Consider the following 15,337-nt stretch of genomic DNA (forward strand, 5'->3'; position numbering starts at 1 on the left):
GCTATGATCGAGGCACCACTTGCCTGGGCCAAGCGTCATAGAGGTTCCGCCGGCTCAATTGCAGCCGCCCTACTCTACTTGCAGTTGTGTGGATGTGCGGGCGTTGGACTAACACGCCACTTCGAGCAGGGGATTGTCGTCACTGCGGCGCCCATAGCCACTGAAATCGGTCTGGACCAGTTGAAGGCGGGGGGGAACGCATTCGATGCGGCCGTGGCGGTTGGTTTCGCCCTGGCCGTGGTACATCCCGAAGCAGGCAATATTGGCGGGGGCGGATTCGCCTTGATTCGAAGTGGCTCAGACAGCACAATAAAAGCGCTGGACTTTCGCGAAAAAGCTCCTCTGGCTGCAACCGATACGATGTATCTCGACGCAAACAATGCGGTACGGCCTGATGCATCTACGCTCGGGGCTTTGGCCGCGGGCGTGCCCGGCACGGTGGCCGGGCTGTACGAACTCTGGAAAGAGCATGGATCGCTGCCGTGGGAGCAGTTGGTTACGCCGGCAGCCAAACTGGCCGACACCGGTTTCGTAGTAGACGACTACCTGGCCGGTTCATTGGCTGAGTACTCGGCCGCGCTGGCCGGTTTTGATTCCACGGCCAGGCAATTCCTGCCGGGCGGACGTACCCCGACGGCGGGACAACGGCTAAGCCAACCTAATCTGGCCGCTACTTTGTACACCATTGCAGCCGAGGGTCCGGATGGGTTCTATAAAGGCCAGGTCGCCGACCGGATCGTCGCAACCATGCAGGAACATGGCGGCCTGATCGACCATTCTGATTTGGAAAACTACTTGGTCCGATGGCGCCCTCCGGTCAAGTTCCGCTTTGACTCGCTGGAGGTTTATTCCATGCCGCCGCCCAGTTCCGGCGGAATCTGCATGGGGCAGATTCTGTCAAATCTGGAGTCCTATAGTTTTGCGTCCTGGTCGCCGGCCTCACCCGAGTACATCCACCTCTTCACCGAAGCATCCAGGCTGGCCTTTGCCGACCGCAGCGAACATCTTGGCGACCCTGACTTCTGGGAGGTGCCATCAAAACTGTTGAGCCAGCAATACCTCAGTCATCGTGCCTCGCTCATTGATGCCGATCAAGCCACACCGTCAAAGCAAGTAACACCCGGCGCCTCCGAGTCGGACCAGACCACGCATTTCAACGTTTGTGACAGCTCGGGCAACATGGTGGCCATCACTTACACGCTCAACGCCCCCTACGGCTGCAAGCTGGTTGTAGAGGGAGCCGGGTTCCTGCTAAACAACGAGATGGACGACTTCTCCATCAAGCCGGGTCATCCAAACATCTATGGCCTGGTCGGCGGCGAGGCCAACAAAATCGAGCCCGGCAAACGGATGTTGTCGTCAATGACGCCTACCCTGGTCATGCTCAATGAACGACCGTTCATGGCCCTGGGGTCTCCGGGCGGATCGAAAATAATCACCGTGGTTGCTCAGGCTATCGTGAACTTCACCCGGTTTCACCTGACACTAAACGAAACTGTCGCTCAACCACGTTTCCATCACCAGTGGTTACCGGACGTACTCTACCTCGAACAAGGTTCCTTCGATATCAATGTCATCCAGGGCTTGATCGTGCGTGGGCACAATGTCAAGGAGCGAAAGCCGTATAGCGATTTACAGATCGTGCATATTACCCAGGATGGCGTGATGGCCGGGGCCTCAGATCCCAGGGGTGGCGGAAGCGTCTCAGGTTTCTAATCGGGCGGTGGTTCTACCGGAGGCTCTACAACCGCAGGCTCGTTAGTTGTATCCGGTTTCAAAAGATGAGAACGCCGCCGTGTCTCTCTGTATGACAGGACAATTGCGCCGGACCCGACGATACCGGCAGCCAGGTAAAACAAAATACCGCCGCCGGGTGCCGCGTAGAAACCGGTGAGAATAGTCAGACCGATCAGCAGTTGCCATTTACCCAATAGCTTTGGTGTTTTCCTGAATATCCGAATTATGCCATAACCGAGCAGCCAGGCCGGCAGGAGCTTACCGGCATAAAACAGTAATCCAGCGGAGACACAGGCAAAACTGGTGATCGGGAGCATCAACGTCGAAAAAATCAGCAGAAGCATCCCCGCGGCAACCTCGTCATTGGCAGCCAGTAGCAGACCTACCAGACACAAGGCCACGGCCAGAGCCAGGATCACCAAACATATAATAGCCGCCGCAGCGGCCAAAAGACCGGCCCCGACGCTTTTCATGAAACGATGATGTAACTGCTCGAAAGCCTGGCTAAGGTAGGTGGGAGACAAACGAACCAGTATCAGACCAAACAGGAAAGCAGCGAACAACAGTGAAAACCGCACGGCGGTGGCCGTTGTCTCCTCGGTTTCTTCATCGTCGGGATCCACCGGCTCAAACCGCACAATCTCTCCCAGAACAGTAATCCCGGATTTCTCACTGAAATCGAGTTCCTTTGAACAAGTGTAGGTCAAATCCCCGTGGATAACCGCCGGTGGACTGATTTCTATAGATTCGCCCACTTCCAGGTCGACATCGCCTTCGATCTGCCCGCTAATGTCTATGTCGGTTGCTGCAATGGTGACATCGCCCATCACGGTTCCGGCCAGTACCACGCTCTGTCCATAAGCGTTGACATCGCTGCGAACTACAGCACCCCGCCGAATCTCCAATGTACTCCCGCAGAACAGGATCGAGCGTCCGATATAGCCATCAATTACGGCCCGATCTCCCAACATGCGGATAGAGCCCTCGGTCCGACCGGTATGGGTTAGTTTGAAACTCAGGATCATCGCCGACCCTGAGACTTCGCCGGTGACGGTGATGTTTTCGCCGGTAGCTATAAGATCGCCACCAATGGATCCATCGATGGTAATGTCGTTCCCGCCTGCATATACGTCGCCGTCGATACGGTGTAGATTTGTCAGGTGGACATTCTTGCCTTTGAGAAACTCAGCCGCCGAGGCGGTGGCGACTATCGATAGGACGCTGGTCAATAGCACCGCCGCATACAGACCGAATCGAAGTGGTAGGCTGAGTTTGCTCCAGGTCAGATTATACATCACAATCGATTCTACGATTCCAAGCTACTCATGTTGCTGCAATAAAGCCTGTAAGAGCGGCAAACACCACCAAAAAAACAGGTAAACCGGTCCAACTGTAAGTTCCGTCGGTCCTGGCGATCGGCAAAGACGAGCGTGTGGACTGACGGTCTGCAGATTGAAGTCACCCGTGTGGCGCCCTCAAACTCGGGTTGGGGGTGGCGATAATTCGCTTAGCTGCGCTTTGCGGCTTGTCATTCCACAGATTGTGCCCGCTGAGTCTTCAGACTCGGCGCGTGGAAACCTCATCCTGAGCGGAGTCGAAGGGTGAGTCCATTCAAGTGGCGTTGGGCGACCCCGCCCGACGCCGGCCCACGCAGTCAATAGCTGTATGGCAAGTCGCCTGACAGCACCAAACCCGACCCAAACAAGGAGGCTCTGTCGCAGTGTGGTTTCGCAGGGTCCTGACCACGCCCTAGGCGTGGTTGTGGCCCTGCGACTTGGGGAGTGTTGACAAAGTCACCAAACGCTGTTGCGGTGGGTCCTGTCCGCCGCGGCGGACCCCAGGGAATTCGTGTGACCCGCCGCCACCAAAGGGTATTTGCTCATCTGGCCGCTGTTTGGGGCCACCAATCAGCTACTGGCCGCGCTGACCCTGATCGCCGTTACGGTCTGGCTACGCCGGTCCGGTCGCAGGAGCTGGTTTACACTGGTGCCGGCCGTCGTTATGGTCTTTACAACTATCGCAGCTTTGGTCTACTCCTTGATTGTAAGATATATTCCCACCGGCAATCTGCTTCTTATAATCACCGACATCTCTCTATTGGCCCTGGCTCTTGGCGTTTTGGCTCTGTCTATCAGGCGAATAGCCAAGCCTCAGCCGGCCACTGCTTAATCTTCGGACTTTCGGCAAAAGATTCAACATCCTCATAAATCCGCCGATAATGCTGAATAACGTGGATTGTGGCCATGAAATTGTTTTTAGACAGACATAAGACGCTGCTGCCTCGGGTGGACCGAGTCTACTTTCTGACGAGAGTAATGATTCTGGCCGCTCTGGGTTGGTTTATTCTGGGCGGTACCGGTCAAGAAGGTGACCGGCTGTTGTTTCAGTTCATTCTGGGGACTTTCTGTATCAACCTGGTCATTCTGTGGGCAGCAGTGAAAGGGCGGTTCGATCTCAAACTGGCCTACTTGTCGACTATCGTTTACGATCTTATCCTGATACCGACGCTAATCCTTTACACCGGCGGCACCAATTCATCGTTTTATCTTCTGTACTTCCTGACCGTATCGGTAGGGGCCTACGTGTTGACTGTCTGGTTCGCCAGCGCGGTGACGGCAACTGTGGTCGTCGGCTATCTGGCCGTCAACTACCAATCCCTTGATGTTGACACCATATTTGATATGTCCATGAGAATAGGCTTGATAGTCGTGTTCTTCGCCGCCATATCGTATGCCTCCGAATACATGCGTCGGTCCGAAAAGCGCTTACTGAAACTTTTCAACACTCTCAATCGACGCACCTCCGAGCTTGAAAAATCGCAGGCGCAACTGGAGATGATCTATGAGAACACCCGTATTCTGGCCTCCATTCTGGACACCGACGGCGTGGTCAAGGAGGTAGTCAGGATTATGGGCGAGGTCCTGCAGTATGAATGTCATGCCTTGATATTCCGCGACCGATGGGGCAACTGCTACTATCGAGCCCGCTCTCAGCGAGGGCGCCACAATTTTCACCTCAAAGCAATCGACCTCGAGGCGGAAGAGTTGCTGGCACGGGTCTGCAAAATCGGCGAGCCGGTCTCCATAAATGATATCCGCACTCGTGATGACTATACCGCGCAATCGACTGAGGCGCGGGCAGTGATGCTGGTACCTTTGGTCTCCCACGGTTCCACCAACGGTGTGTTGGTGGCCGAATCCAATGAAGTGGCCGGTTTCAAAGGGAAACACGTACAGATGATATCGGTCGTGGCGCGCTCGGCCGCCCTGGCCCTGGAGAACGCTGAACTCCACAAACGGACCGAGGAGTTGACGATTATCGATGAGTTGACCGAAACCTACAACTACCGTTTCTTCGTACAAAAGCTGGAAGAAGAAAAGCGCCGTGCCCTGCGCTATAACCTGCCGCTGTCTTTAGTAATGGTGGATATCGATTTCTTCAAGAAGTTCAACGATAGTTATGGTCACGAGACCGGCAATGTTGTTTTGCGCCATCTGTCAGCCATCATAAAAAAGTGTATCCGAGATGTCGACTTTTTCGTTCGTTATGGTGGTGAGGAGTTTGCCGTCATCCTGCCGCAGACGGCCAGCCATGAAGCCCGCACGATTGGCGAACGAATACGCTCACAGGTGGAAAGAACGGCCATCGAGGCAGGCAAGGCCGGTCATTTGAGAATCACCGTATCGGTCGGTGTGAGTTCTTTCCCGGAGAACGGAAAGTCACATGAAGAACTGGTGTCGGTAACCGACCAGGCTCTCTACCGAGCCAAGGGCGAAGGAAGAAACCTGGTATGTACCAAATAGACTCTATCAGGAATGTGTATCAGAAAGGTGTGCAGTAAGAATGCAGGAAGCTAAGAACCGTATCGGGCAATTGTTTGTCCTGGGCTTCAAAGGCAGCCAACCATCGCGAGATTTTCTCGACTTCATCGCCGAGGAACAGATCGGCGGAGTCATCCTGTTTGAAGAAAACTGCGCGAACCACCAACAAGTATCGGACAACATCGACCTGATTCGCTCTCAGTTCAAACGGGGTTCTATGCCCTTCATTGCCGTCGATCAGGAAGGCGGACGTGTTTGTCGTCTCAGGCAGGCGCCGGCTGAGATTCGAGCCGCTGCCGATTACGCAGCCACTCAGGACTTGGATCGATTCGCGGAAGATTTTTCTCGCGCCTCCATGTTCATGGAATCACTTGGAATCAACCTCAACCTGGCACCGGTGGCCGATATCCGTCTGCATTCGGCCAACGCCTGTTTGAAAGATCGCTGTTTCGGTGAAACCCCTCAGCAGGTGGCTACTTTTGTGGAGAAAGCTGTCGCCGTCACCCGAAAAGCCGGGCTGCTGTCATGTCTGAAACACTTCCCCGGCCTGGGCGCAGCCGTGGCCGATCCGCACTTCGAGACACCGACGGTCGAATACGATGAACTGATCTGGCGGCAGCGCGAAATGCTTCCATTTGCCGCCGGCATCGAAAGCGGCGCCGACATGGTGATGACAACACATCTGCGGATGACCGCTTTCGGCGGCGAGATTGTCACCGGTTCGTCTCAGGTGGTGTCAGCATTGTTGAGAAACATCCTGGGCTTCGACGGTCCCGTGATTACCGATGATCTGAATATGAACGGCGCCGCGACGCTGGGGAATATCGGTGAACGCACCGTAGCGGCGTTCAAGGCCGGACATGATATCCTGCTGTTCGGGCAGGATTATGAGGCGGCCATGCAGGCTTACGATTACTTCGTGGACGCCGTCGAACGTGGCGATGTGGACCTGAGCCAGATCAAGTCTTCGTTGAGTCGGGTATCCGGAATCAAGTTCAAGCTGGACAGTTCTATCGTATGTTAGTTGTATGAAATATGTCATTGGACCAATTGATCAAACGCAAACAGCTCACCTGTCTGGGTCTGAACTCAGGCACCTCGGCCGACAGTCTCGACCTGGCCCTGATGAGAATACGACGCACCAACAAAAGAGTCGCGGTGAAGTATCTGTGTGGAACCGAACGCAGGTTCGACCCCGATATGAAATCATTGATCCACGCCTCAGCCGACGCCGAGAAGTTGGCGCCCGAAGACACTATCGAGCTGGACGGATTGCTGGGAATGTTCTTCGGTCGTGCGGCAAGATCGTATATTACTCAACTGGAACGTCGGGGAGTCAAAGTTGACATGGTTGCTTCGCACGGACAAACGATACGCCACTGCCCGGAGAAAGTAAAGCGTCTGGGGAGATGGGTCCACGGGACCATGCAACTGGGCTCGATCGAGCGAATCGCCGCCGGCACCGGACGCATCACCGTCGGCGATTTCAGACAGGCAGAGGTAGCCGTGGGCGGTGAAGGCGCGCCTGTCACAGTGGGTGCGATGCATCGCTTGTTCGCCCGGCCCACCGAGTCACGACTGATTGTCAATATCGGCGGCATGGCCAACTACTTCTATCTCCCGTCCAAAGAGTCCGGGTTAAAAACCGCGGCGGCCGACTGCGGACCCGGAAACAGTCTGTGTGATCTCTTGTGTGCGCGCCTGTTCAAACTCGATTACGATACGGGCGGTCGCCTGGCCGCATCGGGAAGTGTCTACCAGGACCTGCTGGCGGACCTGACCACCGACGATTTCTTTGTCGGTAGAACAAAGTCCACCGGACGTGAGCGTTTCGGCCCAGCCATGGTCGACCGCATTATCGCTTTCGGCAAACGGTATCGGGTCTCGGCCGTGGATATGTTGAGAACGGCCGCCGAACTGACGGTTATCGGTATAGTTCGCTCACTGCGCCCACTCTTGCGACGCGATAAGAGTTTGGAAAAGTTGTATTTGACCGGTGGCGGTCGGCGCAACATTTTCTTTGTAAGACAGCTTGTGCAGTCCCTGCCAAGGCTGCAGATTCGCTCGGCTGATGAGCTTGGTGTCGATGCCGATTGTATCGAAGCGGCCGCCTATGCCGTGATGGGTGAGGCCTGTATCCGAGCCGAGAGCCTGCCGACAACGGCCCACCGGCGTGCCATGCAGCCGGTGTTGGGCAGGATTGCTCAACCGCCACATGTAACCCACGGCAGACGGTGATGAGGCACCAAGCATGACCTTTGGAAGGACAGTTAGGATGACGGCTCGAATAGGCACCGCCTTTTTAGTGCTCGCTCTTGCTTTCAGTTGCGCCACCGTGCCGCTATTGAAAGATGAAACCCCATCCTCGTTCATGCGCATTCCTTTTGTGCGTGTGCTACTTGATGAATCCCAGACACAGGTCACTGTGGGCGGTGACCGTCAGTTTGCCATCGAGTGTCTCAAGGACGGTGAGCAGGAAGTCTACTATTCCAACCGACCGGTCACGATAATCAATCGCGGACAGTTCCTCGCCGTCGAGAACACGCAGCAGGCTGTGATTACCGAGAACATCGACGAAGTCAACGTCATACCGCGAGGCGCCACCAACAGGTTGCAGGTGGGAGGGAAGCGGTATCGTGGTCTGATGAAGCTGCTCCCCGACGGTTATGTCGTCCAGTTGATCAATGTCGTTTACATGGAAGACTATCTGCGCGGCGTCGTACCGCCCGAGATTGGGAAGCGCGCCGACAGCGAGATCGAAGCGGTCAAGGCGCAAGCAGTGGCTGCACGCACTTATGCCATGGCTCATTTGCAGCAGTATCCGTCTGAACAGTATGACATGAAGTCAAGCATCATGGATCAGGTCTATCAAGGCCTGTCAGTAGAGAACGATTTGATCAATCGCTCAATCGATGGCACGGCCGGTCAGACTATCACTTTTGATGATAAGTTTATCAACGCCTACTATCACTCCACCTGCGGCGGCATGACCGACGACATCGAGAGCGTCTGGGACCGCAAGGAGACGCCCTACCTGAAAGCGGTAGCGGATTCAGGCGCCTGTTCCTGGTCAAAGTATTACACCTGGCGAGAGGTCTTCACCGAAAGTCAGTTAAGAGGACGGCTCGAACAGTATTTGTCCAGTGATCGCGGACGCGATATGGTAATCAGCCGCATCACCGACGTCGTGCCGGCCGAGCGATCACCCGGCGGACGGATCGCCATGATGACAGTGGTCACCGAGGCGGGCAACTACAGTTTCAAGAAGGACCGCATTCGATGGGTGGTCGGGCGTACTTCCAATCCGGACTTGATTCTGCCGTCTGATCGATTCGATGTTGTTATCAAACGCGATGCCTCCGGCCGCGTCGAGACCGTTACTTTCAAAGGACGCGGGTATGGGCATGGTGTCGGAATGTGCCAGTGTGGCGCCATAGGATTGGCTCGACAGGGATGGTCTTTCAATGCCATCCTGCAACATTATTTCACCGGCGTGGAACTACAAACGAAGTATTGACTCCGTGTCACGTCGACTTTGATGCTTGGGAAGGACGAAAAGAATAAAGATGCAGCGCGTGTTGACAATGACCCTGGTTCTGCTCGTCACCGGCAGCTGTTTCGCCGGTCAGTATGAGTACACCGTAGGTCTCTACGGCGGATTGTCGCGGCTGGCCGGGGACGAATCCCACCACTTTCCGTTTCAGAAGAGTTATGGATTGGAGTTCCAGTATCGTCTGACCGATCAGTGGCGTCTGCATTTTGATCTGTCGCGGCACAGTATTAACAACGACACCCTCAACGTGGCCAATCTGTCTTTGGGGGCCGGTGACGACAACAGTTCGGCCCGTTTCACGGCCACCCGTTTGGGGGCGATTGCCGATCGGTTGCTGTGGTCAAAAGATTACAAGTTTCGTGTCTCAGCCGGAATAGGTGGCGGCCTCTTGGTTTGGCGAGTGATGGATCCATCCACAGGCGGGAAACTCCAAGTGGCAGGGCCCAATGATCAGACCATCGACTTCGCCGCGTCGGAACTGTTCGTAAGCGGCCAGACGACTTTGCAATGGATGCTCAACCAACGCTGGTCGCTCAACTGGCGTCTGCGCGGTGATTACCTGAGCGGACTGGGCGCCGAATTCGCCGACGATGTAAATTCAGCCCGTGGGAAAATCCTGGGTTCGTTGATGTTTGCCGTCGGATACTCCTTCGGACCGTCGCCGACATCGTGGGTTTCCGAAGAGAACTGGTCATCGACGCCCGGCGACCTGCCGCCACCGCCGCCGGGGGAGATCGAGGATGGTGACGGCGACGGTGTGCCCGACGAATCCGATCGCTGTCCGGACACTCCAACCGGGATAGAGGTTGATCGCTTTGGTTGCGCCCGGGATTCGGATGGTGACGGCGTCCGGGACAATCTTGATGATTGTCCGGATACCGAGTTCCGCGCTCGATCCCATGTCGACATCCATGGTTGTCCGATAGATTCTGATTTTGACGGTATTGCCGACTACCGCGATGACTGTCCCAACAACCCGGTCGGCGCCGCGGTGGATGCCGTAGGCTGCCCTCTGGATTCCGATGGCGATGGTGTACCGGATGGGTTGGACGACTGCCCGCATACACTGACCGGCGTTGATGTGGACCCAAACGGTTGTATTGACCTGTCCATGTTATCCGAACCGATGGTGCTCAACATCGATTACGTGCCGGGATCGTTTGAGATAGACCCACGCAATCGTGAGCGTATAGAAAAACTGGCCGGCATGCTGAGTTTCGTTCCGGCTGTGAAACTGGAGATTAACGGATTCACCGACAACATTGGAACGGCCCTGGCCAATCGTGAGTTGTCCCAAAAGCGGGCCAACCGGGTGCGCGATTTCCTGGTGGCCAACGGTGTCGACAGTGAGCGCATCAAAGTCTTCGGCCGAGGTGAAACCAACTTTGTCGCCTCCAATCAGAATGCGGCGGGCCGAGCCGAAAACCGAAGGATTGAGATTATCTTTTATCAATAGTCGAGAGTAACCATGGAGTGGTGTTATCTCTTAGATACTCCTCAGGACGAAAACAACAGCATCTACGCCGTCGTCATCCTGCTGCCTGAGCGCCTGGAGCGCATTATCGCTCCCATGCGGGCCAGGTTCGATCCCCTTTACAACCTGATCAGCCCGCACATTACTCTGGTTCATCCCTTTGAAACCGATCGTCCGCTCGAAGAAGTGGCCGCGCTCGTCCGTGATGAAACAAGTGAATGTAAACCGCTACCCATGAATCTAACCTCGATCGGTGATTTCTATCCGGGGATACCCAAAATCTACTGGAACATCGAAAAGGATGAGTGTTTGTGCGAACTGTTCTACCGCCTATACTCACGCCTGGGGCATCCTATCCCATACAAGAACTACCAGCCTCACGTTACTATCGCGCGCGAGATATCGATGCATCGAGTCCTGCCGGTTAAAGAACAGATTGTCGATTACCTCCCGGATGAATCGTTCGCAGCCGACGCTATCGATTTGATAACGCCGCTGCCCGGCGGCAAATGGGTGTCGGTGCGCACGTTTCCTTTTGCAGGTTAGGCAGAATCAATCGAGCACAAAAAAAGAAGCGACCGGGTTGGGTCGCTTCCAGGAACATATCGTGTCGAGCCGTTACTTCTCGGCCGGCTTTTCTTCCTTGACCGGATGAACGAGCTTCACACGCTCGGCAAACTTGAATTCCTTGAAGTTGGTGTTGCCTTCTTTGGTGTGACAGCGGACGCAGACCTTTTCATCTGGTACTATCAGACCGGCATCCACGGCCATCTTCATCTGAGCTTCAGGATCGGCCTTCCACTTTTTCTTGCTCATGATCTTGGCCGACTTATAGTCTTTGCCGGGACCATGACAGGCTTCGCACTCGATGCCCTCGATCAATGTGCCGTCGGCCAACGTGCCGGTGGAATGGCACTTTATACATTCCGGTTTCTTCTGCTCTTCGGCTGACAGCTTGTCAAAAGCTCCGGCGTGAGCGGTTTCCGCCCAGGACGTGTGTTTGTCCTTATGGCAGGCCTTACTGGAGCATTTCTTGGCGCCCACGTATGCGTGGTCGGCCTTCTTAGCCGCTTCCTCGGAGTAAACAGCACCTGCAAACAGGAAGGCCATCACGGCAAGGGCGGTAAGGATGATGAAAAATCGACGCATAGCAAAAAACCTCTCTGATTGGTTTATGTGTCTCATTCTATTATACAAATCTACTTCCAAAAACGTCCTTCAAAAGTGTAGCCAATTTATTTACTGGAGTTGTTCAGGTCAAGCGTTTAGAGCCTGCTGTCGCAAAAAAAGCGGCCGCGTTCAGAAATCGCTTGCCTGTACTCTGAAAATTAGGTAGACTTCCCGCGAGGTAGTATGAAAATTCTGATTGTGACTCAACATTTTCCGCCTGAAAAAGGGGCGGTCCGGCGTCTATATGAGTTTGCCCGGTACTTCGTCGAAAATGGACACGATGTATCGGTGATGACGGCAACGCCCAACTATCCGGACGGGATCGTGCCGCCGGCCTACCGAGGCAAGTTCTTCTGCGCCGAAGAGATGGACGGAATCAAAGTCTACCGAAGCTGGGTCTTGCCTGCCTCAAACTCTCAGCCAACCAAGAGAATGGTCGGATTCATCACCTTTTTGGTAACCACTCTGATTAACGCCTTTAGAGTCAAGACAAAATTCGACCTGATTCTGGCCTCCACTCCGCCAGTGACGACACCGGTGATCGGCTGGTTGCTGAGTAAGATCAGACGGTGTAATTTTGTCATCGAAGTACGCGACTTGCAGCCGGAATCCGGCGAGGAGTTCGGAAATCTCAACCAGTCATTGTTCACCCGGATAGTCCGCCGGATTATCCACGCCCTGTACCGCCGGGCTGATCGGATCGTCTCGGTCACCGATGGTATCTCAAGCTACATGGAGATGATCGGCATCCCGCGGGCCCGCATGGCCACCATCAAATCGGGGGTCGGGCGCGAGTTTATCCACTCGGACTCCAATGGTATCCGCAGGAAATTCGGTTGGGATGAGAAATTCCTGATCCTCTATTCCGGTACCCTCGGCTGGGTGCGTCCACTCGAAACCGTGATCGAAGCTGCCCGTCAGTTGGTCGACCAACCGGATATTCACTTTGCGTTTCTCGGCGATGGCCAGAGAAAGAACGCCCTGGTCGACATGGTGCGTGATTACGGCCTCAAGAACGTAAGCGTTATCGGCACTCAGCCGCTTGAGGATATCCCATACTTTCTGAAGTCGGCCGATGTTCTGCTTGAATGTCTCAAGGAAGTTCGCGTGGCCAAGATGGCCTTTCCGTCCAAAATGTTTGAGTACATGGCCTCTGGTCGACCAATCGTGTTTGGTTCGCGGCAGGGTGAGGCGATTGACGAACTCAAAATCGCCGGCGGCGCTCTCACCTATCCATCGGACTCTCCCGAGGAATTGAGTAAGTTGATACTGAACTTGCGCGAGAATCGGGAAGATCGCGAAAAGCTTGGACAGCGGTATCGTGAGCATATTATCGCTCATCATCAGCGGGAAGCCTGGGGTCGACAGTACCTCACTTTCCTGAAAGATGTCTGAGCCGGTTCGGACTTCATCCACTTTTCAATTAACAGAAATCTGACTCAATGAGACAATGTCATGCCGAGCGAAGTCGAGGTATGAGTACCTGGGCCGGAGTTTGCACCGTGGTATGAGAATCGAATTAAGTTGTCTTTGAAGGAGCCCCGCAAGCCCCGAAAGTTTCAGTTGTTATACAGTCTGGTGCTACTGGGGACAAGACGGTGGCGCATCCCCGCCGGTGAACATCCAGTCTATCAGATAAATAAGATCGTTAACATCAATATCGGATGCGGCATCACCATCAACGCTCCCCTGTTCCCAGCACGGGGGTGGCGGTCCACCTGTGAACATGAAATCCACCAGGTACACAAGATCAGAGATGTCTATTGGAATACGGTCAATGATATTGTCAACGTTACCTCTGTTAAGACAACAAGAGCAGCTCTTGGGTGGTGGCTGCAATGAGTCACCGTGCTCGTAGAAAAGGTTGTACATTTCCTGACAATAGCCAAGGTCCGGAGATTGAAACCAGGTCTGGTGGAACTCATGGATATTGTCAGGCCGGTTGGGACCATAATAGCGATTTAGTAGAGCGTCGAGTATATCGTCGCTGCCCTCCTGAATGTAATCGTCTATTCCGTCATAGTGTGGCCCCAGGTTGAGGGTGCCCCAATCGGCCCGGTCGCTGTAGCCATCATCCGGGTTGTCGAAGATGTCCCACAAGATGCCGGCCACAGCCCCTTCGCACTTCGGACCCATGGCGTTGAAAGAACCATCCGCCGTTGTATGGCCGTACTCACCGTTCTCGAAGTTGAGCCAAAGTGAGTCCGTAAAGTCATCCCAGTAATACGTACGAATAGGCGTGCTATCAACAAACGCCGACCACCAGTGCGCAAAACCTTCCATGGCTGCGAATTGCAGATTATAAGCAACCCATGGGAGGTGCGAGGAAGGGCTATTCGTGGTATCATCGCAAAAACTGTAGGTAGAAGAAATGCGGTGACCGAATTCATGCAGCATGGTTGATCTGTTCCAGGTATCCGGCCACCCGTTATTATTGTCCACAGAGTCGTTGATGAAAATCAAGTCGTTGTAGCTATCGTAACCCGATGACATAGAATCGGCCATAAGAAAGACTTGACCGTACGGCACAAAGTACTGATTTGGTGGCCACTGCGACTCCCACGCGCTGTGGCCGTCCAGAATCGCATCGGCGACAAAGAACGGTTTGCTCTCGTCAACAGAAGCGATCATCAGCGTGTCATAAAAGCCATCGGCCAGGTCGTAGGCCACCGGGGTGGCCCAGATATGTTTATTTGAGTAAACATCCTTCAGAACCACAACTCTTGTGTTTTGAGCTGTTACTTCAAAGAACACATCCTGACCACCGGTTCCGTTTGAGTCAACGTTGCTTATGTCGTTGAACTCAAACCAGCCGTCTTCGTCAGTATACATGGAGCCGAGAGACTGTGATCCGTTCGAATCTAAATCGAACATCTCGATCTTGACGAAGCGCATCGGCTCCTCGGTAGAATCGAGACCGGGGTACGAGTTAGGTGTCGGATCCTGGTACCACGAATAGCCTTGAATCGAGAACACCGGTGGCGGTTCCACGATAAAACAGTGCGGGCCGTCCCAGGACGGATGATACGACCCCAGCCCGGCCACCGTCCATCTCCAAAAACCTGAAGGTGGAAAGTAAGCGGAGTCAAGGCAGATAGTCCTGCCGATTGAGGAAGGGGGAATCGGCCCGATGGTCACAGAATAAGCGGTGTCGTCAAACCACCACGGCAGTCCGGTGTTGAATATGTTCGCCCCACCGAGCCTATCGTATCCGCACCCGAACCTGTGACGCTGAATGGCATTATGTTAAAGGTCAAATCGAAGCGTTCCTTCCAATTCAGCGTGCCAAGTGTATCGCCGACGGTACTCCCCCACGTCGCGCCATCCGGGGAATAGACGCGAAAGCCGTTCATTATGCCGTTGATATCGAAATAGACACTGTTTTCGATACGAAGATAGAACGTGACCGATTGGCCCGTTGGAAGAGTACTGTCGGTGAGGGCACCTTCTGTCCTCTCCAGCGTAAACGCGCCGCTCCCTTTTGGACCTAAAGCACCCCGTGATTTCAGGCTGTCGGGAGTAGTGTCCGGTGGGCTTGAGTCAACGGGGGGGGGGGGGATTCTCGGGCCCCCCGGGGGGGAA

General features: G+C 54.6%; 13 protein-coding genes. 9 read left to right on the plus strand and 4 right to left on the minus strand.

The genetic code is table 11. The features are described from left to right. Positions 1–3: 3 nt before the first annotated feature. Entirely contained in the window at positions 4–1,716 is a 1,713-nt protein-coding gene (gene ggt, locus OEV49_15720; protein MDH3892513.1) for a gamma-glutamyltransferase, read from the plus strand. Here the strand turns inward: ggt and OEV49_15725 are convergent. Then, positions 1,713–3,032: a polymer-forming cytoskeletal protein gene (locus tag OEV49_15725; GenBank protein ID MDH3892514.1), complete on the minus strand. Its 1,320-nt coding sequence runs from the start codon at positions 3,030–3,032 to the stop codon at positions 1,713–1,715. The genes ggt and OEV49_15725 overlap by 4 nt on opposite strands. A gap of 580 nt (positions 3,033–3,612) precedes the next feature. On the opposite strand from OEV49_15725, the gene OEV49_15730 reads away from it, so the two are divergent. The 7 genes from OEV49_15730 to OEV49_15760 all read left to right on the plus strand — a co-directional run bounded on the left by OEV49_15730 (position 3,613) and on the right by OEV49_15760 (position 11,131). Continuing rightward, positions 3,613–3,906 (plus strand): hypothetical protein, encoded by a 294-nt coding sequence (locus OEV49_15730; protein MDH3892515.1) that lies wholly within the window; start codon positions 3,613–3,615, stop codon positions 3,904–3,906. A 74-nt stretch (positions 3,907–3,980) separates the two neighbouring features. Then, on the plus strand, positions 3,981–5,540 hold the full coding sequence (locus OEV49_15735; GenBank protein ID MDH3892516.1) for a diguanylate cyclase: 1,560 nt from the start codon (positions 3,981–3,983) through the stop codon (positions 5,538–5,540). 40 nt (positions 5,541–5,580) lie between these two features. Continuing rightward, complete coding sequence (locus OEV49_15740) at positions 5,581–6,582, plus strand: hypothetical protein (protein MDH3892517.1); 1,002 nt, start codon at positions 5,581–5,583, stop codon at positions 6,580–6,582. An 11-nt stretch (positions 6,583–6,593) separates the two neighbouring features. Next, positions 6,594–7,796, plus strand: a complete 1,203-nt coding sequence (locus OEV49_15745; protein ID MDH3892518.1) for an anhydro-N-acetylmuramic acid kinase — start codon at positions 6,594–6,596, stop codon at positions 7,794–7,796. Positions 7,797–7,833: 37 nt separating this feature from the next. Then, on the plus strand, positions 7,834–9,075 hold the full coding sequence (locus OEV49_15750; protein MDH3892519.1) for a SpoIID/LytB domain-containing protein: 1,242 nt from the start codon (positions 7,834–7,836) through the stop codon (positions 9,073–9,075). Positions 9,076–9,142: 67 nt separating this feature from the next. Then, positions 9,143–10,567 carry an OmpA family protein gene (locus OEV49_15755; GenBank protein ID MDH3892520.1) on the plus strand — a complete coding sequence of 475 codons (1,425 nt, stop codon included), beginning with the start codon at positions 9,143–9,145 and terminating at the stop codon, positions 10,565–10,567. Positions 10,568–10,579: 12 nt separating this feature from the next. Continuing rightward, positions 10,580–11,131 (plus strand): 2'-5' RNA ligase family protein, encoded by a 552-nt coding sequence (locus OEV49_15760; GenBank protein ID MDH3892521.1) that lies wholly within the window; start codon positions 10,580–10,582, stop codon positions 11,129–11,131. Between the two features lie 72 nt (positions 11,132–11,203). Here the strand turns inward: OEV49_15760 and OEV49_15765 are convergent, their stop codons facing one another. Next, positions 11,204–11,734, minus strand: coding sequence for a cytochrome c family protein (locus OEV49_15765; protein MDH3892522.1), 531 nt, complete (start codon positions 11,732–11,734; stop codon positions 11,204–11,206). 204 nt (positions 11,735–11,938) lie between these two features. On the opposite strand from OEV49_15765, the gene OEV49_15770 reads away from it, so the two are divergent. Beyond that, on the plus strand, positions 11,939–13,150 hold the full coding sequence (locus OEV49_15770; GenBank protein MDH3892523.1) for a glycosyltransferase family 4 protein: 1,212 nt from the start codon (positions 11,939–11,941) through the stop codon (positions 13,148–13,150). Positions 13,151–13,336: 186 nt separating this feature from the next. Here the strand turns inward: OEV49_15770 and OEV49_15775 are convergent, their stop codons facing one another. Together OEV49_15775 and OEV49_15780 are read right to left on the minus strand one after the other, a co-directional pair. Next, complete coding sequence (locus OEV49_15775) at positions 13,337–14,800, minus strand: transthyretin-like family protein (protein ID MDH3892524.1); 1,464 nt, start codon at positions 14,798–14,800, stop codon at positions 13,337–13,339. Between the two features lie 89 nt (positions 14,801–14,889). Next, positions 14,890–15,337 (minus strand): hypothetical protein (locus OEV49_15780; GenBank protein MDH3892525.1); only part of this gene is annotated, 448 nt, incomplete at its 5' end.

Source organism: Candidatus Zixiibacteriota bacterium, assembly GCA_029860345.1.
GTDB lineage: Bacteria > Zixibacteria > MSB-5A5 > GN15 > FEB-12 > JAJRTA01.

What these genes read in the sequence shown, in the direction of transcription:
- ggt (MDH3892513.1), top strand. Translation starts at nt 4, where the DNA reads ATGATCGAGGCACCACTTGCCTGGGCCAAGCGTCATAGAGGTTCCGCC.
- OEV49_15725 (MDH3892514.1), bottom strand. Translation starts at nt 3,032, where the DNA reads ATGTATAATCTGACCTGGAGCAAACTCAGCCTACCACTTCGATTCGGT.
- OEV49_15735 (MDH3892516.1), top strand. Translation starts at nt 3,981, where the DNA reads ATGAAATTGTTTTTAGACAGACATAAGACGCTGCTGCCTCGGGTGGAC.
- OEV49_15740 (MDH3892517.1), top strand. Translation starts at nt 5,581, where the DNA reads ATGCAGGAAGCTAAGAACCGTATCGGGCAATTGTTTGTCCTGGGCTTC.
- OEV49_15745 (MDH3892518.1), top strand. Translation starts at nt 6,594, where the DNA reads ATGTCATTGGACCAATTGATCAAACGCAAACAGCTCACCTGTCTGGGT.
- OEV49_15750 (MDH3892519.1), top strand. Translation starts at nt 7,834, where the DNA reads ATGACGGCTCGAATAGGCACCGCCTTTTTAGTGCTCGCTCTTGCTTTC.
- OEV49_15755 (MDH3892520.1), top strand. Translation starts at nt 9,143, where the DNA reads ATGACCCTGGTTCTGCTCGTCACCGGCAGCTGTTTCGCCGGTCAGTAT.
- OEV49_15760 (MDH3892521.1), top strand. Translation starts at nt 10,580, where the DNA reads ATGGAGTGGTGTTATCTCTTAGATACTCCTCAGGACGAAAACAACAGC.
- OEV49_15765 (MDH3892522.1), bottom strand. Translation starts at nt 11,734, where the DNA reads ATGCGTCGATTTTTCATCATCCTTACCGCCCTTGCCGTGATGGCCTTC.
- OEV49_15770 (MDH3892523.1), top strand. Translation starts at nt 11,939, where the DNA reads ATGAAAATTCTGATTGTGACTCAACATTTTCCGCCTGAAAAAGGGGCG.